Origin of the sequence: Streptococcus sp. HMSC062D07 (assembly GCF_001814215.1) — a bacterium.
Taxonomy (GTDB): Bacteria; Bacillota; Bacilli; order Lactobacillales; family Streptococcaceae; genus Streptococcus; species Streptococcus infantis_I.
Genome location: NZ_KV815324.1, coordinates 1 through 21,670, shown reverse-complemented (window position 1 = coordinate 21,670; position 21,670 = coordinate 1). Strand labels below are relative to the sequence as shown.

Annotated in this window: 24 protein-coding genes and 5 tRNA genes; 6 read left to right on the top strand and 23 right to left on the bottom strand. The window is 38.2% G+C overall.

Annotated elements, in window-relative coordinates:
• Positions 1–252: 252 nt before the first annotated feature.
• The 17 genes from gltX to HMPREF2957_RS09310 all read right to left on the bottom strand — a co-directional run bounded on the left by gltX (position 253) and on the right by HMPREF2957_RS09310 (position 16,210).
• Entirely contained in the window at positions 253–1,713 is a 1,461-nt protein-coding gene (gltX, locus tag HMPREF2957_RS00720; protein ID WP_070677003.1) for a glutamate--tRNA ligase, read from the bottom strand.
• Between the two features lie 130 nt (positions 1,714–1,843).
• Positions 1,844–3,193, bottom strand: a complete 1,350-nt coding sequence (locus tag HMPREF2957_RS00715) for a glucose-6-phosphate isomerase (protein ID WP_004251578.1) — start codon at positions 3,191–3,193, stop codon at positions 1,844–1,846.
• Positions 3,194–3,362: 169 nt separating this feature from the next.
• A complete protein-coding gene (locus tag HMPREF2957_RS00710; protein ID WP_004251575.1) occupies positions 3,363–4,052 on the bottom strand; it encodes a gamma-glutamyl-gamma-aminobutyrate hydrolase family protein in 690 nt (229 codons plus the stop codon).
• 205 nt (positions 4,053–4,257) lie between these two features.
• A complete protein-coding gene (locus HMPREF2957_RS00705; protein WP_070677002.1) occupies positions 4,258–6,024 on the bottom strand; it encodes an ABC transporter ATP-binding protein in 1,767 nt (588 codons plus the stop codon).
• Between the two features lies 1 nt (position 6,025).
• The gene (locus HMPREF2957_RS00700; RefSeq protein ID WP_070677001.1) at positions 6,026–7,732 is read right to left on the bottom strand and encodes an ABC transporter ATP-binding protein; all 1,707 of its coding nucleotides are present in this window, start codon (positions 7,730–7,732) and stop codon (positions 6,026–6,028) included.
• Positions 7,733–7,921: 189 nt separating this feature from the next.
• The gene (locus HMPREF2957_RS00695) at positions 7,922–8,623 is read right to left on the bottom strand and encodes a histidine phosphatase family protein (RefSeq protein ID WP_070677000.1); all 702 of its coding nucleotides are present in this window, start codon (positions 8,621–8,623) and stop codon (positions 7,922–7,924) included.
• 58 nt (positions 8,624–8,681) lie between these two features.
• Positions 8,682–9,119, bottom strand: coding sequence for a competence type IV pilus minor pilin ComGG (gene comGG / locus HMPREF2957_RS00690; protein ID WP_070676999.1), 438 nt, complete (start codon positions 9,117–9,119; stop codon positions 8,682–8,684).
• Complete coding sequence (comGF, locus tag HMPREF2957_RS00685; protein ID WP_070676998.1) at positions 9,097–9,558, bottom strand: competence type IV pilus minor pilin ComGF; 462 nt, start codon at positions 9,556–9,558, stop codon at positions 9,097–9,099. The genes comGG and comGF overlap by 23 nt, the downstream gene beginning before the upstream one ends.
• A complete protein-coding gene (gene comGE, locus HMPREF2957_RS00680; protein WP_016466889.1) occupies positions 9,521–9,823 on the bottom strand; it encodes a competence type IV pilus minor pilin ComGE in 303 nt (100 codons plus the stop codon). Before comGE ends, comGF begins: the two co-directional genes overlap by 38 nt.
• A complete protein-coding gene (comGD, locus tag HMPREF2957_RS00675; RefSeq protein WP_261674140.1) occupies positions 9,786–10,220 on the bottom strand; it encodes a competence type IV pilus minor pilin ComGD in 435 nt (144 codons plus the stop codon). Before comGD ends, comGE begins: the two co-directional genes overlap by 38 nt.
• Complete coding sequence (gene comGC / locus HMPREF2957_RS00670; RefSeq protein WP_036752159.1) at positions 10,183–10,506, bottom strand: competence type IV pilus major pilin ComGC; 324 nt, start codon at positions 10,504–10,506, stop codon at positions 10,183–10,185. Before comGC ends, comGD begins: the two co-directional genes overlap by 38 nt.
• Complete coding sequence (gene comGB, locus HMPREF2957_RS00665; RefSeq protein WP_070676996.1) at positions 10,507–11,550, bottom strand: competence type IV pilus assembly protein ComGB; 1,044 nt, start codon at positions 11,548–11,550, stop codon at positions 10,507–10,509.
• Positions 11,471–12,412: a competence type IV pilus ATPase ComGA gene (comGA, locus tag HMPREF2957_RS00660; RefSeq protein ID WP_070676995.1), complete on the bottom strand. Its 942-nt coding sequence runs from the start codon at positions 12,410–12,412 to the stop codon at positions 11,471–11,473. The genes comGB and comGA overlap by 80 nt, the downstream gene beginning before the upstream one ends.
• A gap of 53 nt (positions 12,413–12,465) precedes the next feature.
• Entirely contained in the window at positions 12,466–12,843 is a 378-nt protein-coding gene (locus HMPREF2957_RS00655) for a DUF1033 family protein (RefSeq protein ID WP_036752150.1), read from the bottom strand.
• 136 nt (positions 12,844–12,979) lie between these two features.
• A complete protein-coding gene (locus tag HMPREF2957_RS00650) occupies positions 12,980–14,038 on the bottom strand; it encodes a zinc-dependent alcohol dehydrogenase family protein (RefSeq protein WP_004251543.1) in 1,059 nt (352 codons plus the stop codon).
• A gap of 140 nt (positions 14,039–14,178) precedes the next feature.
• Positions 14,179–15,330 (bottom strand): N-acetylglucosamine-6-phosphate deacetylase, encoded by a 1,152-nt coding sequence (gene nagA, locus HMPREF2957_RS00645; protein ID WP_070676994.1) that lies wholly within the window; start codon positions 15,328–15,330, stop codon positions 14,179–14,181.
• A 481-nt stretch (positions 15,331–15,811) separates the two neighbouring features.
• Positions 15,812–16,210, bottom strand: a complete 399-nt coding sequence (locus tag HMPREF2957_RS09310) for a hypothetical protein (RefSeq protein ID WP_049496811.1) — start codon at positions 16,208–16,210, stop codon at positions 15,812–15,814.
• Between the two features lie 172 nt (positions 16,211–16,382).
• Between HMPREF2957_RS09310 and HMPREF2957_RS00635 the strand changes: the two genes are divergently transcribed.
• Positions 16,383–16,709 (top strand): DMT family transporter, encoded by a 327-nt coding sequence (locus HMPREF2957_RS00635; protein WP_049505554.1) that lies wholly within the window; start codon positions 16,383–16,385, stop codon positions 16,707–16,709.
• 163 nt (positions 16,710–16,872) lie between these two features.
• On the opposite strand, the gene HMPREF2957_RS00630 is transcribed toward HMPREF2957_RS00635, so the two are convergent.
• Positions 16,873–17,319, bottom strand: coding sequence for a helix-turn-helix transcriptional regulator (locus HMPREF2957_RS00630; RefSeq protein ID WP_000287814.1), 447 nt, complete (start codon positions 17,317–17,319; stop codon positions 16,873–16,875).
• Positions 17,320–17,638: 319 nt separating this feature from the next.
• On the opposite strand from HMPREF2957_RS00630, the gene HMPREF2957_RS00625 reads away from it, so the two are divergent.
• The 5 genes from HMPREF2957_RS00625 to HMPREF2957_RS00605 are packed head-to-tail and all read left to right on the top strand — an operon-like array spanning position 17,639 to position 21,129.
• Positions 17,639–18,112, top strand: a complete 474-nt coding sequence (locus HMPREF2957_RS00625; RefSeq protein WP_000182279.1) for a hypothetical protein — start codon at positions 17,639–17,641, stop codon at positions 18,110–18,112.
• 40 nt (positions 18,113–18,152) lie between these two features.
• On the top strand, positions 18,153–19,349 hold the full coding sequence (locus HMPREF2957_RS00620) for a replication initiation factor domain-containing protein (protein WP_070676993.1): 1,197 nt from the start codon (positions 18,153–18,155) through the stop codon (positions 19,347–19,349).
• A 2-nt stretch (positions 19,350–19,351) separates the two neighbouring features.
• The gene (locus HMPREF2957_RS00615; protein ID WP_061599443.1) at positions 19,352–19,738 is read left to right on the top strand and encodes a hypothetical protein; all 387 of its coding nucleotides are present in this window, start codon (positions 19,352–19,354) and stop codon (positions 19,736–19,738) included.
• 59 nt (positions 19,739–19,797) lie between these two features.
• Entirely contained in the window at positions 19,798–19,992 is a 195-nt protein-coding gene (locus tag HMPREF2957_RS00610; RefSeq protein WP_000598356.1) for a DUF3173 domain-containing protein, read from the top strand.
• A 3-nt stretch (positions 19,993–19,995) separates the two neighbouring features.
• On the top strand, positions 19,996–21,129 hold the full coding sequence (locus HMPREF2957_RS00605) for a tyrosine-type recombinase/integrase (RefSeq protein WP_070676992.1): 1,134 nt from the start codon (positions 19,996–19,998) through the stop codon (positions 21,127–21,129).
• A 74-nt stretch (positions 21,130–21,203) separates the two neighbouring features.
• On the opposite strand, the gene HMPREF2957_RS00600 is transcribed toward HMPREF2957_RS00605, so the two are convergent.
• From HMPREF2957_RS00600 to HMPREF2957_RS00580, 5 genes are all read right to left on the bottom strand, one after another.
• Positions 21,204–21,287: transfer RNA gene (locus HMPREF2957_RS00600), tRNA-Leu, on the bottom strand.
• A gap of 9 nt (positions 21,288–21,296) precedes the next feature.
• Positions 21,297–21,368 (bottom strand) — tRNA-Gln (locus tag HMPREF2957_RS00595).
• A 13-nt stretch (positions 21,369–21,381) separates the two neighbouring features.
• Positions 21,382–21,454: transfer RNA gene (locus HMPREF2957_RS00590), tRNA-His, on the bottom strand.
• 12 nt (positions 21,455–21,466) lie between these two features.
• Positions 21,467–21,537, bottom strand: a tRNA-Trp gene (locus HMPREF2957_RS00585).
• A gap of 6 nt (positions 21,538–21,543) precedes the next feature.
• A tRNA-Tyr gene (locus tag HMPREF2957_RS00580) sits at positions 21,544–21,624 on the bottom strand.
• Positions 21,625–21,670 lie beyond the last annotated feature (46 nt).

The window sequence follows — 21,670 nt, the reverse complement described above, 5'->3', positions numbered from 1 at the left end:
CAAAGTCATTGTAAGGGATGGTAATTGCATGAACAAAAGAATTTCTACTTCTATCCAGCAAAACGCAAAGAAAAAATAAGTAGACTAACCAACATTAGGAATAATGTTAGACTATGCCGAGTCTAGCTGTAAAAATACCATCTCACTAACTTATTTCCTTGCCCTGTCAATTCATATTATACACTAAAATCTTTGCATTTTCAAACAAGTATACATATAAAAAGAACTCAATATTTGAGCTCTTTTTGTATGCTATTTTGCAATTTCTGCCAACATTTTCTCAATGTGTTGGATTGATTTTTCACGTCCAAGCAAGTAGATGGTATCTGGCAATTCAGGACCATGCATTTCACCTGAAACGGCGATACGGATTGGCATGAAGAGATTTTTCCCTTTGATACCAGTTTCCTTTTGGACTGCTTTGATTTGTGGGAAGATATTTTCTACCACAAACTCATCGTCTGACATGGCTTCGAGTTTGGCTTTAAAGGCTTCAAGTACAGTCGGAACGGTTTCACCAGCCATGACTTCTTTCTCTGCTTCTGTCAATTCTGGGAAATCTGAGAAGAAAAGGTCTGTCAATGGAACAATTTCGTCCACTGACTTCATTTGTGGTTTGTAGAGTTCCACCAATTTCTCAGCCTTATCAGTCAATCGTCCTGCTTCTTCAAGGAATGGTTTGGCCATTTCAAAGATAGTCTCAAGATCCGCATTCTTAATGTACTCATTACTCATCCAGTCCATTTTCTTCTGGTCGAAAGCCGCTGGAGATTTGCTAAGGCGGTTTTCATCAAAGAGGTTGATAAGTTCTTGACGAGAGAAGATTTCATCTTCCCCACCAGGATTCCATCCAAGAAGGGCGATGAAGTTAAAGACTGCTTCTGGAAGGTAACCTTTCTTGCGGTAATCTTCGATAAATTGAAGGGTGTTGGTGTCCCGTTTAGACAACTTCTTCCCAGTTTCAGAGTTGATGATAAGTGTCATGTGACCGAACTCTGGTGCTTCCCATCCAAGCGCTTCATAGACCATGAGCTGTTTTGGCGTATTAGCAATGTGGTCATCTCCACGAATGACATGAGAGATTTGCATATCGTGGTCATCAATGACAACGGCAAAATTGTAAGTTGGGTAACCATCTTTCTTTTGGATAACCCAGTCCCCACCGATATTGCCACCTTCAAATTCGATATTACCTTTGACCATATCATGCCACTTGTAAATACCAGACTCATTGACAGCCAAACGAACCGTTGGGATGATGCCTGCCGCTTCACGTTCAGCGATATAAGCTGCTTTTTCTTCTTCGCTCATGCCAAGGTATTCGTTAATGTAACGAGGTGTTTCACCTGCTGCTTCTTGACGTTCACGTTCTGCTGCTAATTCTTCTTCTGTAACGTAAGATTTGTAGGCTTTTCCTTCAGCTAAGAGTTGGTCGATATATTTTTGATAGAGTTCCAAACGCTCAGACTGGCGGTAGTTTTCATGAGTCTCTGGACTCTCATCCCAGTCCATGCCTAACCAACGAAGGTTTTCAAGCTGTGAACGTTCTCCGTCTTCGACATGACGTTTGCGGTCAGTATCTTCGATACGGATGATAAAAGTTCCACCATGGTGGCGTGCATACAAGTAGTTAAACAATGCTGTACGAGCATTACCGATGTGTAATAGTCCTGTTGGACTTGGTGCATAACGCACACGAATATCTTTTGACATATCTTCTCCTATAAAGTCTCTAGGCATCTGCCTTTTCGCTCTCTATATTATATCACAAGTCTCGCCAGAGTCCAATTTCTCTTTTCGAGAAAAAGCAAAAAGAGTGGTAAAACCACTCTTTTTTATTCTATTATAGACGAGCGTTAAGTTCTTTGCTCAATTCTTCAAATCCTGGTTTACCAAGAAGGGCAAACATGTTACGTTTGTAAGCTTCAACACCTGGTTGGTCAAATGGGTTGATGGCATTCAAGTAACCTGAAAGGGCGATGGCCAATTCGAAGAAGTAGATTGTGTAACCAAGAGTGAAGGCGTCTTGCTCAGGAAGAGTTACGTACATGTTTGGCACGTCACCGTCAGTGTGGGCAAGAAGAACACCGTCAGTTGCTTTTTTGTTAACGAAGTCAACGTCTTTTCCTTGAAGGTATCCAAGTCCGTCAAGGTCTTCTTCCAAAGTAGGGATGATCACGTTCTTACGTGGTTTGTCTACACGGACAACTGTTTCAAACATGATACGAGTTCCTTCTTGGATAAATTGACCCAATGAGTGCAAGTCTGTTGAGAAGTTAGCTGAAGTTGGGTAAATCCCTTTTTGGTCTTTTCCTTCTGACTCACCAGCCAATTGTTTCCACCATTCTGAGAAGTATTGAAGTGATGGCTCGTAGTTTACCAAGATTTCAGTTGCATAACCTTTACGGTAAAGGATGTTACGAACAGCTGCATATTGGTAAGCTTCGTTTTCAGAGATTTTGTCTGAAGTATAGTCTTTACGAGCTGCGTTAGCACCTTCCATAAGGGCTTTGATGTCTGCACCTGACGCAGCGATTGGAAGCAATCCAACTGCTGTCAATACTGAGAAGCGTCCACCGATATCATCTGGAACAACAAATGTTTCCCAACCGTTAGCATCTGCTTCAACCTTAACAGCACCTTTTTGGCGGTCAGTTGTTGCGTAGATACGTTTGTTAGCTTCTTCTTGTCCGTATTTCTTAACCAAAAGTTCTTTGAAGACACGGAAAGCAATCGCTGGTTCAGTTGTTGTACCTGATTTAGAAATCACGTTTACTGAGAAATCTTTATCTGAAACGTACTCTACCAAGTCAGCAAGGTAAGTAGATGAGATTGAGTTCCCAGCGTAAAGGATTTGTGGTGCTTTACGTTCTTCTTTTGTTTGCAAGTTTGCAAAGTGGTGGTTCAAGAAGTCAATGGCAGCTTTCGCTCCAAGGTAAGATCCACCGATACCGATAACCACCAAAACATCGCTGTCTGCTTTGATTTGCTCAGCAGCTTTCAAGATGCGGTCAAATTCTTCGCGGTCATAGTTTTCAGGAAGGTCCAACCAACCCAAGAAGTCGCTACCAGCACCAGTTCCTTTACGGATCAATTCGTCTGCTGCTGTAACTTGTGCTTGCATGTATTCCACTTCATGTGGTGCAACAAATTTGTCTAATACTTTTGAATAATCAAATTTAATATGTGACATAGTATTCCTCCAAAATTTCTTCTTTTCTATCATAACGCTTACTAACAATTTTTTCAAGTTTTTATACTAAAAATTTCCAATTTTTATCACAATTCAAACGTTTGCGTAAAAACACGATTCTATAAAGATTCGTAAATAATGAATAAAAAAACGACTAAGATTCTAGTCGTTATAATTCATTCAATAAATACTCAAATAATTCTAAGTTGCCATCTTCTTCATTGACCAAGAATTCTGGATGCCACTGCAAGCCGATAATGCGGTGTTCGTCGATAGATTCGATTGCTTCAACAGTTTGATCACGTGGATCCACAGCCGTCACACGGAAATTGGGTGCCAGATCTTTAATGCTCTGACGATGCACTGAATTAACCTGACTTTCTTTACCAAACAATTTAGATACTACACTGCCATCCACTGTCTCAATAGAATGTGAAGTCCCAAAAGGTAGACCTTGCCAATGACCTTCAATATCCTGATTGAGTGTCCCACCAAAGGCAACGTTGACAAGCTGAACGCCACGGCAAATGGCTAAGATTGGCTTGTTCTGACGCAAGGCTTCTTGTAGAAGAGCTAGCTCAAACTCGTCGCGAGTTAGGTTATAGTCGTCGCTATCAATTGTTTTTTCCTCACCATAAAACTGAGGATGAACATTTTGTCCCCCAGTCAAGATAAGCTTATCAATCATTTCTACATAGTCATGGACCACCGACTCATCACCAACTGGAATGACCAAAGGAAGTCCGCCAACCTGACGAATACTCTCAGCAAATTTACAAGAGACTGATGAATGAATATTTTTTCCTTCTGCGTCCACAGGACATAGATTTGCTGCAACTCCAACAACTGTTCTTGCCATCACTGATTTCCTTTCCTTCTCCATTGATAATCTTATCTTATCATCCTTGCCCACTCCTGTCTAATATGTATTTTTTAAGTCCGTGATAAAAATTTTTTATCAGAAAAAGTTGCCCAAAATTAGGACAACTTTTTTGCTTATACTCAATGAAAATCAAAGAGCAAACTAGGACGCTGACGTGGTTTGAAGAGATTTTCGAAGAGTATTATTCAAAGACAAATTGATTGTGATAAAGTTCGGAGTAAAAGCCTCCAAGCTTGAGTAATTCATGGTGATTTCCTTGTTCGATAACCTCACCATCCTTAAGGACAATAATCTGATCGGCATTAAGAATGGTTTTCAAGCGATGGGCAATCACAAAACTAGTTCTTCCTGCTACAATCGCCTCCATAGCATTTTGAATCTTGCTCTCTGTTACAGTATCCACGTTTGATGTTGCCTCATCCAAAATTAAGACCTGGGGATCTGTCATCAGGGTTCGAGCAATGGAAATCAACTGCTTCTGACCGGTTGAGAATACGCTCTGGTCATCATTAATCAAAGTATCATAATTATCTGGCAGGCTTTCGATGTAGTCATGGATGTGTGTAGCCTTAGCTGCCGCTTCTACCATTTCTTGACTAGCATCAGGGACACCAAAGCGAATATTGTCTCGGATGGTTCCGCTAAATAAAACTGAATCCTGTAAGACAATTCCCACCTTACTTCGCAAACTGTCTAAATCAAACTCGCGAATATCTGTTCCATCAAAGCTGATACTACCTGCATCCACATCATAAAAACGATTGATTAAGTTCATGATGGTTGTTTTCCCCGAACCTGTCGGACCAACAACCGCAATCATCTTCCCTTTTGGCGCTGAAATGCTAACATCTTTTAGAATCGGTTTCCCTGGCAGGTATGAAAAGTCTACCTTGCGAATCTCCACACCCTCTTTTAATTCATTAAAGACTGGAGCATCTTGAGGACGAATTTCTTCTTCTGCATCAAACATTTCTTGGATACGTTCTGCACCTGTAAAAGCAAGTTGCAAACTTCCCCAACTCGCTGCCAATTGGATAATTGGTTGGTAATATTGCTGAGAAAACTGGGTAAACATGACAATCAAACCCAGAGCTGTCGCTGTCTCGATATTCTGATCATTCAGTAAAACAGCTGAACCGACAAAAATAACAATAGCTGTATTGACCAAGCTCATTCCGTTCATGACAGGAAAGAGAATTCCTGAAAACATTCTGCCCTTAAAGGTTGCTTTACGGACACGCTCGTTTTGCTCAACAAAACCTGCAATCACATCATCTTGAATACCTTGAACAATAACGGCTTTCTGACCCGAAATACTCTCATCCATATAAGCATTGAGCTTCCCAACTTCCTTTTGTTGGAGGTTGGTGTATTTTCTTGCCAATTTCAAAATGACAATCAACATGATGACAGCTATCGGAGTGCTAGCAATCGTAATCAAGGCCAAGGTCACATTTTTTGCGAACATGACAATCAGCAAGCCAATATAAAGGGCAATATTGGTCATAACAGACACCAGACTTTCGTTGAAAGCCTGTAGGATGTTATCCAAATCACTGGTAAAACGTGACAGGATATCACCATCTTGATGGCGGTCAAAGAAGGAAACAGTCAAGCGAGAAAGCTTGCCAAAAAGTCCCTTACGCATCTCATTTGTCGATTCGGCAATAATACGGCTCATCAAAACCATATAGATAAGACTCGACACCACGAGCACAATCAAAATATAAGCAAGATTAATCAAGAGTCCTAATAGACTTTGCCAAACTATATCAGGATTTCCATTTTGATAAGCTATAACTAAATTAGCTAGTTCCGTGACTGTTTGACCTGCAAATACTGGAAAGAGGGCTTGTGCAATCGTTGCAATGATAATCATAGCAATAACAACGACAAAAGATATCTTATAAACTCTAAAATAGTTCCAAAAGAATTCAAATGTCTTCATCCTACTCCTCCTTTCCTTTTTGCGTCTCGTAAATTTCACGATAGACCGGGTTTGATGCAACCAAGTCAGTGTGTTTGCCTTGACCAATCAAGCGACCTTGGTCAAGCACTAAAATTTTATCAGCATGCACAACAGAGCTAATCTTTTGTGCGATGATAATCGTAGTCGTCCCCTTCAAATCCTTGTTGAGAGCTTCTTGAACCAAACGTTCCGATTTGGCATCAAGGGCAGAGGTTGAATCATCAAAAATCAAGATACGAGGATTGCTGACAATCCCACGCGCAATAGACATTCGTTGCTTCTGTCCACCAGAAAAGTTAGTCCCACGTTCCTCAACTGGACTTTCAAAGGCCAAGTCCATACGACTAATAAATTCACTGGCCTGGGCGATGCGAGCCGCGCGTTCCATTTCTGAAACTGTCGCATCTCCCTTACCTTGTCTGAGATTATCTGCGATGGTTCCACTAAAGAGAATGGCTCTTTGTAGGACGATAGAAACTGTCTTACGAAGCGTCCCTTCACTAACTGTCCGAATGTCCTTTCCACCAATCTTGATCGAACCTTGCTGAGGATCAAATAATCGTGGAATCAATTGAGCCAAGGTTGATTTTCCTGCACCAGTTGCTCCGACAACCCCAACCATTTCACCAGCTGCGATATCGAAGGATACATCTTTTAGGATAGGTTCTTCATCATTTGGATAGGTGAAGGTTACATGTTCAAAGCTGAGACTTCCTTCTAAAACTTCATCTTCCACATCATTGAAAGTCATAGCTGGTTCTGTATCAAGGATTTCACGAATACGACGGAGGGAAATCATAGCACGAGTGACTGAATTCCCCAAAAATCCAACCATGACGATGGTAAAGATAATCTGACTCAGGTAGTTTACAAAGGAAGCAATGGATCCAACAACTGATGGATCTGACTCTGCCATACCGGCTACAAGCCAGATTGAGAGAAAAACAGCCCCGTAAGAAATCAACATCATTGCAGGTTGCATAACAGAAAAGGCATAACCGATATAAAGGTTTTCTCCCAACAATTCATCTGACACCTGCGTAAATTTATCAAACTGATCTTTTTCTCGGACAAAAGACTTAACCACGCGCACACCACGCAAATTTTCTTTAGCAATGGCATTGATACGCTCTAGTAAGGTCTGGAATTTTGCAAAGCGTGGTCCCACAACTCCCATCATAAAACCCATTATGGCAACAATCAGAATGACCATAAGAACTAGCACCCACCACAGTGAAGGTAGGGTGACAACTGCTAGAATAAAGGAACCGATAAACAAAAGTGGTAGTCGAAAGAGGATTTGGAAGGTCATCATAACGACGTTTTGAATCTGGTTGATATCGTTGGTCATACGAACGACAAGGTTCCCTGCATTAAACTTCTCAATATTGGCGTATGAAAAAGTTTGAATCTTACGAAAGGCATCTTCACGTAAGTCAGACGAAACTCCTTGAGCAATGTAAGCTGCTAACACTACATTGATCCCACCTGCAACCAAACCAATCAAGGCAACAAGAATTAACCAAAAACCGATAGTATAAATAGCTTCATTATCACCTGTTAGTAGGGCCTCTAAAACCTCCTGCAAATAACGTGGTTGCAAGAGTGAACTCGTTACCATTAGACCTGTCATAACCAAGGAAGCCAGGGCCTGCCATTTATAGGCTTTTATTTTCTGAAACAGCATATTTCCCCCTTATAAGATAGACAAAAGGGGACGACAGTTCTGTCAGTCCCTTCTTATGCTTTCATGTTGATACTATTCTAACAAAAAAGAATGCTATTGTCAAAGCACTCAGCTCTCAGAAGCTTGTGCAAGCACGACATTAGCATTCTATCAATCCTTTAAAAATTCTTCTAAATTTAGTGCTGAATTTTATTGTTCTGAACTAGCTTGCTCGTCTAGCTTAATTCGTCCAATTTCACGGTAGCTACAGTCCCCAACAATCTGGACTGAGAACTGACCATCTTCGTACTCTAGAATCGTCACACTTCCGTTATCAAGACCATGTGGATGCATGCCGTTAATGAGGTAAACAATGGTACCAATAGTCATTCCATGGCTGACTACCAGAGCATTTCCTCCCCCATTGGCTTCCATTTCCTTGGCAATGGCTTCAAAACCTTCCCAGATACGACCACTTAGTTTTTCCCATCCTTCAGCCCAGCCTGCTGTATCCACTTCTACCAGACCTTCAGCTAGCTCCGCATAGGACAAACGATGCACATGATCAACATTAAAGATACGAGGAATGATGCCCATAAATAGGTCCCCATCATAAGCACCATCAAAGCTACCAAAACACCACTCACGGATTCTCTTATCCATACGATAAGGAATTTGTCCTGTCAAACCTAGTTCCTCAAGGATAATTCCCATAGTCTGGATGGTACGTCCTGAGTCACTTGAATAAGCACGCTCAAACTTTAAGCCTGATTCACGCAAGCCAATTCCCAGTTCGTGAATACCTCGCTCACCTTCAGCTGTTAAAGGAGTATCACTCCATCCTTGAGCACGCCCAATCGTATTAAACATTGTTTTCCCATGACGCACTAGATACAATTTTACACTTGCCATTTTTGGTCCTCCATATGTATCTATTATAGCATGATTTCAGGTAAAAACCTCGTCCAAACTACTCTGTGCCCTTCTTTGAAGGTGCTAATTTTGAAGACCTAGCAGTCTCTTTTTTGCTCCCTTCTTCTGTTTTCTCCTCATTTCCTTCTTTGGACTTGTTTTCTGTTTTCTCAGACTTTTGACCGGTCTTTTTTAAAGGAGAAAAGTGAAATTCAAACTTATTTTTTCCTGTGTCAATAGTCGTTGTGAAGAAATTCTCGTCATTTCGATAAGTTGACTTCCCTACATTAAATGACTGCTCTCCATTTTCAGAAAAAGCTTTTTCATAGGTTCTCTTAGCCATAGCAAATGCAAGAAGTTTTTGTTTATTTAAGGCATAATCCTGATGATGTGCTACTTGCCGATTTAGATAAAACTGCAACAAAAGACTAAAAATTCCAGCAATAGTGATAGCGTATAGGAGAACTCCTGCTCTAACTTTTTTCTTTTTCAACACGATAGATAAATTCCCTCTCTAGTCCCTTTTCAAACTGAAAGTGAAAGTGCAGCTCCTGCCCTTTTTCTTGAATTCGAGCTGATTTTAGACCGTAGACCATGGGTTGATAACCACGTCCACTGGCATCTGTTTTCCGGAAATCATTTGACTTTGATTTACCCATGGAAATGGGTTTACCTTCCTGTCTGAGGTAAAGCCTATCATTCTCCACTTTTTCAAATTGGGCTCGATTCAGCTCTGCTTCTAGCTGATCCACAAATAAAAGCCATTCTTTTTGCTCACTTCTCTGCTGGTAGCGAACCTCTGAAACCAAGAGCTGACTCATAGCTTGAAAGAGGAGCAAGCTACCACTAATAACGATAAGGGCAACCAAGGATTCTAAAAGTGTAAAAGCTCTGACCCTACTTGTCTTGAATCGCCAGTAATTTCTCCGTTCCATGGTATACCTCCAAACCTTGCTCATTCGAGACAACATGAACCGTAAGGCCATTGACAGTCAACTGCTTTTGTCCAGTCTGCAAGGCCATACGAGCCACTCGCAAAACTTCTTCCTGTTTTAGAAGTTCTACTTCTCTTTTTCTACTTTCTTGAATCTGTCCCAGCAAGAGGGTTGCTATACTGGCAAAAATGGCTAGTGAAATCACTGCTTCCAGTAAAATAACCGCCTTAATTTTTTGCTTCTTGAATACGTTTAATCTTTCCATTTCCTAGATATAGTTGGTAGCGAACCACTTCTTTCCTTGTTTGAAATCTCACGCTAGCTAGAGACGAATTCCCTCCAGCCTTATCAAAGGTAATTGACTGATTAGACTGCAATTGAATGCCTTTAGGAATAGCCAATTTCTGATAGCCATTCCCAATACTTGTCTCTTCTAAAATCAAGTTCATCTTTTGCTGACTAGCCAGACTTCGCTTCTGGGTTTCTCGATAAAGTTCCTCAAACTCCATAAAGAAAATCTGTTCTTCCACAGCTGCAAAAGTGGATTGAACTGAACTTGACAAACCCAAGGCTAACAGGCTGACTATTCCTAAGACCAATAAACTTTCTAGCATGGTAAAGGCCCTAATCTGCAACTGACTGACTCTTATTTTGCTTGGCATGATACTCTTTATAGGCTTTTGCTTGCTCAGCAGTAATGCGTCCATCTGCCTGTAATTTGCTTAGACTAGCATCTTCATTTTTATCCAGACTATAGAGTTCTGCTTGGCTTTCTACCACCTTAACGACAGCTGCTTTCCCCTTATCATTGACTGCATCCTTTTGCTTGGTAAGATTTGGAACAAAAAGTAAAAGTAGGACGCTAATGATAAGCAACACCACCAACATTTCTACCAGTGTAAAAGCTTTTGCCTTCGTTTCTTTTAATTTCATCATCATTTTTTTCATCTAAAAATTTACCTCCATATTTTGATACATTGGCAGCAACATGGCTGCGTACAATAAAACGATTAGCAGGGCTACAAAAATAAAGACCAGTGGTTGAACAAGGTTCATGGTCCGATTGACTCGGGTAAAGAAGGATTCCCAGGTTTTTTCCGCATAGATTTCCAATTCACTTCCCAACTTGGATTTAACCTCTCCATATTCAATGATTAATCCCAACTCCTTTCTAAAGAAGGGATAGGTCTGAACAACTTTCGAAAATTCATGCCCATTTTGCAAGGCTTGATCTAAATCGTATCCAATTTCCTTAAAAAGAGGATCTCCTTGCTCCTGCATCATCTGGAAAATCTGTGCCAACTCTAAACCTTGTCCAATCATATTTCCCCATTCCCGAGCATAATAGGCAGTTAGATAGTACTGAACAAACACACCTAGAAATGGAAATTTAGCCAGAAAAGAGAAGACTGATATCTTCCTAGATTTTCTGTAGAATATCAGTCCTGTTAAAGATGCAAGACTTAGTGCCAGAATAAGTCCGAGAAAAATCTGTGGCAGGTTACTAATCACTAAGGTAGCTATGTTACTACTATCCAGTTGGGGCAAGAGATAATTCCGCAATCCTAGCATAATTAACAGTAAAAAAGCTAGCAAAATAAGTGGGTAGGTCGCAACTTCAATTAACTTCTTCTTGACCTTAGCAAGATTATCCAAATATTCTTCAATTTTCCCCAAACTCAAATGGAGATTTCCATGAACTTCAGCCAATGAAAGCTGAGTGACAATCGCACTCGAAAAACCTAAATTCCCCATCATTTCCGAGAAAGATTTTCCTTTCGATAGTCCTAGGCGCATCTGCGAAACATATTCCTTCTCCAACAAAAGACTTCTATCAAGAAAGGAAATGATTTCTACCAAGTGAAAACCACTAGAAAACAAATTGTTAAAGAGAGTGATGATTTTCTTCTGCTTACTGGTAGCTAATTTTCTCCGTTTCAGCTTGAAGGGCAGTGATATGTCCGTCTTTAAGAAGCTGATCAATTTGCTCATTCCACTTTTCTGCCTGGTGTTCTGAATAATTTTGGTTTGCAAAATCAATAATTCCTCCTCCCCCGATTAGTCTCTGGTAGCAAACACCTTGTAAAACAACTGCGAGTTCATCTTCACTAACACCAAGTTCTAAAAGACGCTCATAGACCCCACGAATACTCTTTGCATGTATGGTCGAAAACACTGTAGCTCCCGTTAAGCTCGCTCTTACAACAGCACGGGCTGTTTCGCTATCCCGGATTTCTCCAATGATTAAAAGATCTGGTCGGTGTCGCAAAGAAAGTTTTATCAAGTTTTCATAACTCAATCCAATAGCTTCATTGAGTTGTAATTGCAGCATCTCTTCTTGCTTAATCTCGACTGGATCCTCAATGGACATGACTTGTTGTCCCTTAAACAATGACTTAGCTAATTCATGCATTAAGGTAGTTTTGCCACTTCCTACAGGTCCTGCAAATAGATAAAGGCCGCGTTGCCTAAAGCCCTTTTCTAGTTCCTTAAGGTCTTGAAACCAGAAGCGCAACTCTTGTTCTTCATCGTGCAAAAGGCGAATAACTAAACTCTCATGACCACGATAATCTCCTACCGTCGATAAGCGGAGTGAAGAAACCTTGCCATCATGCTGATAATCACAGGACCCAAGCTGACTACGACGCTTTTCTCCAACATTCATCCCCGCAATAAATTTAAAATGACTAATCACTGCGCCCAACTTTTCAAAGTCATAGCTATTAATCAAACGCCTTTCATCACCTATTCGCATATGCAACTCATAACCCTTGTCCTTGGGAATAAAATAGATATCCTGAGCTCCATCCTTTTTTGCGAGACTAATCAATTCTTGTGCAAGTGCTTGTACCATATTCCCTCCTCAGTTAATTATTCGAAGAAAATACAAAAAAAAGAACAACTTTATTAAAAAGTTGTTCCATCTTTTTTGATGCGACACGTCCGGTGGATTTCTAAACCAGTTTGTTTTTCATAACCCGGTCTGAATTTTTCATCTGGTATAACTTGACCATCTTCCAGTAAAGCCAAGGAATGATATTGCTGCAGAAATTCATCACATTCCTCACACCAACGCTTATCCTCCGGATTCCAAAATATGGTCATTAAGTCTCCTCGACTTTTATATAGTGGAATTTTCTTTTCCAGTTCAAACCAGCAAGATTTATAATACTTCAAGGCATCATAGTAATTTTCAAATTTCTTACTACTAATGACGTCTTCTTCCCATCCTTCTATGAACCACCAAGGTTCAAAATCCCCGTACATTTCTATAACTCGATACATAGTTTCATTTCCTTTGTATCGTATATTATAGCGAAATTTTAAGAACAATGAAAGAAATTTGCTTGCTTTCACGAATTATCTAATATTTTCAAAAAATCCAGCTATTCTAAAAAGAATAACTGGATTCAAAATTCGATTAACCTTCTGAAATATCGTTTTCAATGATAACCTTAATCGCATGATGATCTGCAGCCTTACCAAATACTTCATAGGCCTTTTCAATTTCACTTAGTTTGAAGTAATGAGTTACCAATTTTTCTGGTTCAATTTTATGACTTTCTAAAGCTTTCAAAAGCTGAGGAGTTGTGTTGGTAGAAACCAAACCGGTAGTTACGTTAATGTTACGAATCCATAGAGTATCCAAATCAAACTGAACTGGCTTACCATGCACACCACAGTTGGCTACTGTTCCATCTACACCGATAATCTTTTGGCAGAGATCAAACGTTTCAGGAATACCAACAGCTTCTATAGCAACATCCACACCTCTACCATCTGTTAAATCATAAATTTCTTGAATTGCTTTTTCAGGGTCTGAAGAATTAATCTTATGAGTAGCACCGAAAGAAACTGCAGTATCCAAACGGTTATCGTCTAGGTCTACCATGATCAATTTAGCAGGTGAATAGAATTGAGCAGTCAATAGAGCTGCTAAGCCAACTGGACCTGAACCAACGATAGCCACACTACAACCAGGCTCTACTTTCCCTTTTAAGACACCAATTTCATAACCAGTTGGTAGGATATCAGATAACATAACCAAGGCTTCATCAGACAAATCAGCTGGAGTGTGGTAGAGAGTATTATCAGCATGAGGAACACGAAGATATTCTGCTTGCATACCGTCGATCAAATGTCCAAAAATCCAACCGCCTTCGTCTTCACAGTGGGCATAGATTCCCTTTTTACAGTAGTAGCATTTACCACAGGCACAAACACAAGAAATCAAAACTTTATCGCCTTTTTTGAAGTTTGAAACGCCTGCTCCAACTTCCTCTACAATACCAATTCCCTCATGTCCAAGGATAGTTCCACTCTTACAAGCAGGAACATCCCCTTTAATGATATGTAGGTCAGTACCACAAATAGTAGTCTTAACGATACGCACAATAGCATCTGTTGGCTTGCGAATAACTGGTTTGTCAACATCAACAAATGAAGCAAGTCCTGGTTTAACATAAGTATAGGCTTTCATAAAGCTTACCTCCGTTTTTTTATTTGTATTGTTTATATCATAATTGTAAGCCTTTTCATAAATAAAATCAAGTAATATGTGAAGGAAATAACAAACTAAATTAAAAAAAGTAGAAACTAAACTAGTTTCTACTTTAGAGATTATGCTTGATAACGTTTTTCACCATCAAGGTAAGTTGCTACCAATTCCAAATCCTTATCAAGAACGATAAAGTCAGCATCGTAGCCTTCACGGATTTGTCCACAAACGTCATCAATATGAACTGATTTTGCTGGGTTGAGACTGGCCATCATAACTGCTTCATGTGGATTTGCAATACCCCATTCAACAACATTTTTCAAACCGTCTTTAAGTTTGAGAATAGAACCTGCCAAGTTCCCAGTAGATTTAAGACGTGCAGTACCATTTGCAACCACAACTGGGAATTCTCCTAGCATGTAGTCACCATCTTGCAAACCACCCGCTGTCATACAGTCAGTGATAAGAGCAATATTTTCAGTACCTTTTTGTTTAAGTAGAATGTCACAGGCCTTAGGATCAACGTGATGCCCATCGCAAATCAATTCAGCATAAGTATGTGGCAATTCATACATAGCACCAACCATACCAAGCTCACGGTGAGTTAAGCCACGCATACCATTATAAGCATGAACCCAAACACTTGCACCAGCGTCAACAGCCTTCTTAGCCTGATCAAAAGTTGCATTTGAGTGACCTAAAGCAACAGTAACACCCTCACCAGTAACCGTACGTACAAAGTCCTCAACACCTTCACGTTCAGGTGCAAGGGCAATTTTATTTAGAAGACCATTAGCAGCCTTCTGCCAAGCACGAAATTCATCCATGCGAGGATCTTTCATGTAAGCAGGGTTTTGAGCTCCTTTAAATTCCTCAGTAAAGTATGGACCTTCAAAGTAAATCCCACGAATTTTAGCACCAGAAGCCTCTTGATAACGCGCACCAATATTTTCAGTAACAGCTAATAATTGTTCGTATGATGATGTTAGAGTAGTTGGTAGGAAACTAGTAACACCTGTGCTAAGAAGACCCTCACTCATTGTATGAAGAGTACCTTCGATGTTATTATCCATAACATCAACCCCACCAAATCCGTGAATATGTGTATCAACAAGACCAGGAGCAATACTATAACCAGTATAGTCAATAATTTCTGCGTCCTCAGATACTTGATCCACATGCTTACCAAATTTTCCATCAACTAGTTCAAGAAAACCACCACGGCGCACACCATGAGGATAGAAAAATTGATCCGCTTTAATATATTTAGGCATAATGATAACCTCCGTAATTCATTTTTCTAATATTTATTATGTCAATTACATTATAAACCTTTCTGTGTAATTTGTAAATGGTATAGACCTATTATAGTTAAATTTATAAAGAAATAAATTAAGATTTAGTAAACATATAGTAAAACTAGAATATAAAAAATTAACTTTACAAGAAAATTTGAAAAAAATATTAAATAATTTTAAGTAACTCCTAGAGAAAAAATTGGAAGAAAAAATAAAAAGACAAGGCTCGAAAACCTTGTCGTTATTACTATACCGGCGGCCGGGGTCGAACCGGCACGTCCTTGCGGACACTGGATTTTGAGTCTAATATTATTAGTTTTAAATCTCAGAAATATTGATTTTATAAGCTTTTTTTCCATAATATTTTTTAAAACTTAGTATCACTTCCAAAGTTTAGATACTTTTTAGTAACTATAAAATGCTAGAAAGTATACTCCTTATTAAAAAGAGTTTTGGACTAGTTTTGTGCAATTTTATTACCCATATCCGTAATAAGAGAGGCTAAATTAATTGCCTTTAATGATTGTAGAAATTGGTTGTGAATATCATTAGACACATAACCAGCTAGCAAAATATGCTCAGCCATGTCATATTGCTTAATCAAGAGAATCTTATCATGTTTTTCATTAAATAAAATCGCACTAATTGCTGTATTAAAGACTGGAAAACGAAAACTCGCACATTGTGAACAATAAGGAATATCTCCCTCATCTTTTAAAAATTTTTTCTCCAAAGGATGCCCACATTCGGGACAACAAGTCATTGTTTTGTCAAATATAGAAGCCTCTTTTTTAAAGTTCTTAAAAGTAATTTTACCAGTAAAATCGAGACCACGCAAGACATTGAAATAAATCAAGACTTTATTTAAAATTTATCTTATGATATACTAAACTTATCAGCTATTGGTTCTGAAAAAGTGTCTGCCACAGTTTTACTACAAATTCTCATGACTTGTGCCAAGATTTATAAAAAACGGATAGCTATAATAGCTCTTAGAGCAAAAACATGACATATAGGAGGTTAAAGACATGTCATACTTTTATCTTTTTATCGCCATTGTAGGAGAGATATTGGGAACTAACCTTTTGAAATTATCAGACGGTTTTACAAAGCCTATTCCAACCGTTTCTGCCCTACTTAGCTATGGCGTTTGTTTCTATTTCTTATCACTAGCAATGCAAAAAATTCCTGTAGGAATAGCTTATGCAACATGGTCAGCTGTCGGTTTAGTTTTGATAGCCTCTATCTCAGTAATGATTTTCAAAGAAACACTAAATGTTTATAGCATTATCGGTTTAATTTTGATTATCATTGGTGTTGTCATGGTTAACTTATTAGGAAATGCAGGACATTAATAAAACCGGCTCTATACTATTTGTAGTGGGTAAATCCCCTATGGATATTATGGAGCCTATTTTGTTGTAGAAAAAAAGTTCCATAAGAACTATAATGAAAAGCTAGAATTCTGTCAATATTTTGGACACATTTTGGGAGGGAATTTTGAAGACTAGCGTCCTCCTAATTTTCCCAATAAGTTTTAACTTCTTCAAAAATCTTATTCAAAAGTTCTGCATCTTTTTCTGACAACTGATTTTTTTCTATAACTCTATCTTTTAGTTCTGTTGCCTTTATTTTATTTCTTGCCACCGAAACTGCTATTGAATGTTTCAAAATATCAAACTCATCCTTTGAAAAGTTTGCAATATTGGTAAGATCTAATTGTTCTAGAGGTAAACTACTGATAATTGAATAAGGTTTTTGTCCCAGCAAATAATCTGTAGTAGTCCCAAAGATATTTGCCAATTTCACAACGAATTCTAATCCTGGTTCTAACGTTCCATTCTCCCACCGAGAATATGTCCCTTGTTGAACTCCAATTAATTCCGATATTTGTACTTGAGTTAACTTTTTTGATTTTCTGAGAGTTTTTAACCTCTCTGAAAATTTATAATCCTCTGTATACATAATTCTCCTATAGATATTCTTATTCGTATATTTTAGCTTGACAAAATATTCCAAACGGTATAAAATAGAATTATTCCATAAGGAATATTTATTTTGAGATTGAATATTCCATTGAGAATATTATAGCATAAAAGGAGGTAAAAGCGTATGTAACTAGTAGTCGATTTAAAAAATTTTAATAAAGGAGGTAAGATTCGACAAAATAAAAAATCTTGAAACAAATGTGCCGTTCGTTCCAAGATCAAAACATATTATGTAACAATTATACCACAGAAAACTCTTCAGTTGCACAAGAAAATTTCGGAGGTTTCACAAAAAGATGACCAATAAAGAGTTAGTCAATCAAATTTCTGGCCTAAACTCTACCTCTACTCTTAAAAATTGGATTCAACTGATTAAAGAGATAAGTGGCAAGGAATTTAAGAAAATTAAAGTTCCTATCAGTAGAAATCCCAGAACTCATCAATTAAGTTATACAGTTGCCTATGATTTTACAGACGAAGACCTTAGACAATTTCAAAAGTTAGCTAAACTAAAACTTGAAATAGGTCTAAAAGAGGCTATACAAGCCGTATTTGGGAGTCTAGCAGACAATGAGCATGAATCCCTAAACCAAGTAATAGATGAGCTCTACGATGAACTGAGCGCCTTAAAACAGGAATTTAAGCGAGAAATGCGACTGATAAAAATTGAGAATTCCAACCTAAAAAAGAAAATCCAAGATATTGAAGAGTCGATGCAAACCGGCTTACTAGGGTTTGTTAACAAGAGGTCAAAAAATAGGTTCGGCTAATAGCGAGTTTTCGGCTGAGCCATGAGGCAGAAAGCCGAAAATGAGCGTAGATGCGGACGGACCATTTTTGACCGATAGGGTGTGTAGTAACACCACCCTCTGCAAGTTAGGTGTACCATCGAAAGAATTCAGTATTTCCAAGGGTTTCGGAGATTTTAAGGGTGGCAAAATTAAGCAAAAAGTTGAATCAAAATCTATGGCAAAAAATGAACATTTACGTTCTGTATTTGACTGGATTCAAATTCAGTTTGATAAGACTGAATTTTCGCCAAGAGAAATAATCGAAGACATTCTATTTCTTGACTATGACCTATTTATTGAGAATAAAGGGAGCCTTAAATACTATAACTATGATAGCCAGCTTCATTATGGGAATATCCGTATCTACTATGGAGCGAAAGAGTCGTCCTACATGCTTGTCATGTCAGGACAGGCACTCGAGTTCTATAGAGATATGGTATTAGATCCAAATAGTCTGTCCGAAAGACAGTTTTTGAACAACCTCTACTACAATTACAATCAATTTTCAGTAAGACGAATTGATATTGCAATAGATGATTTTAATGAAACACCCTATTTCACTCCTAATCAACTTCTAAAGGTTTGTCAGAAGAAACGCTTTATATATGGAAAAAGCACCTACTACAATACCTACGGAGATGAAACAATCGGTCAGACCTTATATTTAAGAAAACCCAATGATGATGAAAGACTTAGAATTTACGATAAGCGCTTAGAACGAGCTGAGAAGCTCGGGATCAGCAAGCGGTATATAGAAAATTGGATAAGAACTGAGTTAGAACTTAGGAAAGAAAAAGCTCACTACTTCATTCAAGAATGGTTGCATTCAGAAATAGATCTTCTCAACTTTACCAAGGGATATCTCAAAGAAAAAGTGAGATTCTATAGTGATAGTCACTTCTCAAAACCCTTGAGATCTTGGGAAAAGTTTTTAGGTCACTCAAAACCTGTCTCTATCATTATTTCAAAACAAAAAACAGAACTAGAACAAAAATTAGAATGGTTTACCTATAAAGGTTCTGGAGCTATTCTAAAAGCGTATAAATTTCTATACGACAATAATTTACTGCATGAGTATGAGAAATCTAACTATCTCGCACTCAACAAAATGGAATATCCACCAGATTTAGCAAGTGGATTAATAGAAAGGGCAATTCTCTTTAAAAGAGAAGATTTAATCCCTACAATCAAAGAAAATATCAAAAGGAGAAATTAATTATGGCAAAAATGCTTTCACAAAATGACTGGAATTTTAATAACATTGGAACAAAATTTGAATTGGATGAAGTTATTCCAAAATTTGAAACTGAAGTCCGAGCAGATGCAAACGGAGAAATTATCAAAAACCGAGATGGTAGCGAAAGACGTTTTAATACCGATAAAATCATTGGTTGGAAATACAATGTAACAATCAAGGATGGACAATTCAAAAAGAAATCAACCCAAGTCTCAGTAGACAATCCAGAAGCTTTAGTTGATAATGACTATATCCAAGCAATGGATGAAGTACCAGTAACATTTGACAATTTACAAGCTACTATGATTAGCACGACAATGTATTACAAGGCGGATGCAATCCATCTAGTAGATGTAAAACAAAAATAAGTATCAGACAAGGGGAGTTAATCCTCCCCTTACTTAATCTAATTAGAAAAGGAGAGCACATGATTAAAACTGTAACAAAAGATGACCTTATCGAACTTGGATTTGCTCCAGGAACTGCAAGAAAGATTATCCATACTGGCAAATTACTATTAGTGAATCGTGGTTTTAATATCTACGATAACAAACGGATTGGTACAATTCCAGCCAGTGTCGCTGAAGAACTACTAGGAATTGAACTCCAGAAAGAAGCATAATGAATGACTATTCGTAAAACTAAAAGTGGTAAATGGACCGTTGATGTTTCTAATGGTTTCCACCCCGTCACACAAAAAAGAATACGTATCATTCGAAAAGGATTAAAATCTAAAAAGGAAGCCCTAGAACTAGAACAACATATTCAAGTTGTAGAATTAAAAGAAAAACAATTTGACTTTGTAGTCACAACGGATATGTTATTCGACTTACTTGAAGAAGATGATTTGAAAAATGGCAGAAAAGTAAGCTACACAAGTACACAAAGAAACAATTATGAGCGTCATATCAAGCCATATTTTAAAAATACAAATTTAAATAAATTAACGTATGACCATATATTCGAATTTCGTGAATACCTAAAAACAAAACCTAAAAAACAAAATGAAAATGAAGTTTTAAGCTATAATACAATTAATAAGGTTCTAATTCTACTTAAAAAAATTTTTGATACTGGTATAAGAAAATCTCTCATTGACAAAAATCCAGTTAAGAATCTGAGAAAATTACCAATTAGGAAGCCTGATATTAAATTTTGGAGTATAGAAGAATTCACGAAATTTAGAGAACTTATTCGAGATGATGAAATAAGTTATGACCTGTTTTTCATAATTGCTTTCTTTACTGGAATGAGAATGGGAGAAATCCTCGCATTGAACTGGAATGATATAAATCTTTTAACAAATACGATATACGTTACCAAAACGGTATACTTTGTCAATAATACAAGCTACATTAATACTACAAAAACACGATCAGGAACTAGAAATATAACAATAAATCAGAAATTAGCAGAAATGCTAAAAGATTGGAAAGTAAAACAAAAAGAAAAACTTGAGGAATTTACGAAAAATACTGAAGAACTACAAATAATACAGAGTACACCAATAACAATTACAAAAAATATGATTGATAAGAAGTTTAAGCAAATACTAGAAAGGGATAAAGATTTAAAGAGAATAAGAATTCATGATTTAAGACACTCTCATGCATCATTACTTATAAATCAAGGGGAAGATTATCTTGTTGTTAAAGAAAGATTAGGACACGCATCTATTACAACAACAATTGATACTTATTCCCATTTGTACCCTAGCAAACAGAAAACATTAGCTAATAAACTTGATGATTTATTTTAAAATGGAAAAAATTGGTAACTCGACATACAACAAAGAAAAAAAGACAAGGTCCGAAAACCTTGTCTTTAATACTATACCGGCGGCCGGGGTCGAACCGGCACGTCCTTGCGGACACTGGATTTTGAGTCCAGCGCGTCTGCCAATTCCGCCACGCCGGCAAATAGTAACTGGGGTAGCTGGATTCGAACCAACGCATGAGGGAGTCAAAGTCCCTTGCCTTACCGCTTGGCTATACCCCAAAAATATAAAATAGGCGAGTGAGGGGAATCGAACCCCCGAATGTCAGAGCCACAATCTGATGTGTTAACCACTTCACCACACCCGCCATAACGTTTAACACGGGCAGTAGGAATTGAACCCACACTGAAGGTTTTGGAGACCTTAGTTCTACCTTTAAACTATGCCCGTATAAGATGGAAGGGGAGGGATTCGAACCCCCGAACCCGAAGGAGCGGATTTACAGTCCGCCGCGTTTAGCCTCTTCGCTACCCTTCCGTGTAATATAAGAAATGGCGCGAGACGGAATCGAACCGCCGACACA

Coding starts and splice junctions, on each gene's coding strand:
- HMPREF2957_RS00655 (WP_036752150.1), bottom strand. CDS start 12,843: ATGTATCGAGTTATAGAAATGTACGGGGATTTTGAACCTTGGTGGTTC.
- comGF (WP_070676998.1), bottom strand. CDS start 9,558: ATGGAACGGAGAAATTACTGGCGATTCAAGACAAGTAGGGTCAGAGCT.
- comGB (WP_070676996.1), bottom strand. CDS start 11,550: ATGAGCAAATTGATCAGCTTCTTAAAGACGGACATATCACTGCCCTTC.
- HMPREF2957_RS00700 (WP_070677001.1), bottom strand. CDS start 7,732: ATGCTGTTTCAGAAAATAAAAGCCTATAAATGGCAGGCCCTGGCTTCC.
- HMPREF2957_RS00650 (WP_004251543.1), bottom strand. CDS start 14,038: ATGAAAGCCTATACTTATGTTAAACCAGGACTTGCTTCATTTGTTGAT.
- comGC (WP_036752159.1), bottom strand. CDS start 10,506: ATGAAAAAAATGATGATGAAATTAAAAGAAACGAAGGCAAAAGCTTTT.
- gltX (WP_070677003.1), bottom strand. CDS start 1,713: ATGTCAAAAGATATTCGTGTGCGTTATGCACCAAGTCCAACAGGACTA.
- HMPREF2957_RS00605 (WP_070676992.1), top strand. CDS start 19,996: ATGACTATTCGTAAAACTAAAAGTGGTAAATGGACCGTTGATGTTTCT.
- HMPREF2957_RS00610 (WP_000598356.1), top strand. CDS start 19,798: ATGATTAAAACTGTAACAAAAGATGACCTTATCGAACTTGGATTTGCT.
- HMPREF2957_RS00695 (WP_070677000.1), bottom strand. CDS start 8,623: ATGGCAAGTGTAAAATTGTATCTAGTGCGTCATGGGAAAACAATGTTT.
- HMPREF2957_RS00630 (WP_000287814.1), bottom strand. CDS start 17,319: ATGTATACAGAGGATTATAAATTTTCAGAGAGGTTAAAAACTCTCAGA.
- HMPREF2957_RS00635 (WP_049505554.1), top strand. CDS start 16,383: ATGTCATACTTTTATCTTTTTATCGCCATTGTAGGAGAGATATTGGGA.
- HMPREF2957_RS00615 (WP_061599443.1), top strand. CDS start 19,352: ATGGCAAAAATGCTTTCACAAAATGACTGGAATTTTAATAACATTGGA.
- nagA (WP_070676994.1), bottom strand. CDS start 15,330: ATGCCTAAATATATTAAAGCGGATCAATTTTTCTATCCTCATGGTGTG.
- comGE (WP_016466889.1), bottom strand. CDS start 9,823: ATGGAAAGATTAAACGTATTCAAGAAGCAAAAAATTAAGGCGGTTATT.
- HMPREF2957_RS00715 (WP_004251578.1), bottom strand. CDS start 3,193: ATGTCACATATTAAATTTGATTATTCAAAAGTATTAGACAAATTTGTT.
- comGD (WP_261674140.1), bottom strand. CDS start 10,220: ATGCCAAGCAAAATAAGAGTCAGTCAGTTGCAGATTAGGGCCTTTACC.
- HMPREF2957_RS00705 (WP_070677002.1), bottom strand. CDS start 6,024: ATGAAGACATTTGAATTCTTTTGGAACTATTTTAGAGTTTATAAGATA.
- comGA (WP_070676995.1), bottom strand. CDS start 12,412: ATGGTACAAGCACTTGCACAAGAATTGATTAGTCTCGCAAAAAAGGAT.
- HMPREF2957_RS00710 (WP_004251575.1), bottom strand. CDS start 4,052: ATGGCAAGAACAGTTGTTGGAGTTGCAGCAAATCTATGTCCTGTGGAC.
- HMPREF2957_RS00625 (WP_000182279.1), top strand. CDS start 17,639: ATGACCAATAAAGAGTTAGTCAATCAAATTTCTGGCCTAAACTCTACC.
- HMPREF2957_RS00620 (WP_070676993.1), top strand. CDS start 18,153: ATGAGCGTAGATGCGGACGGACCATTTTTGACCGATAGGGTGTGTAGT.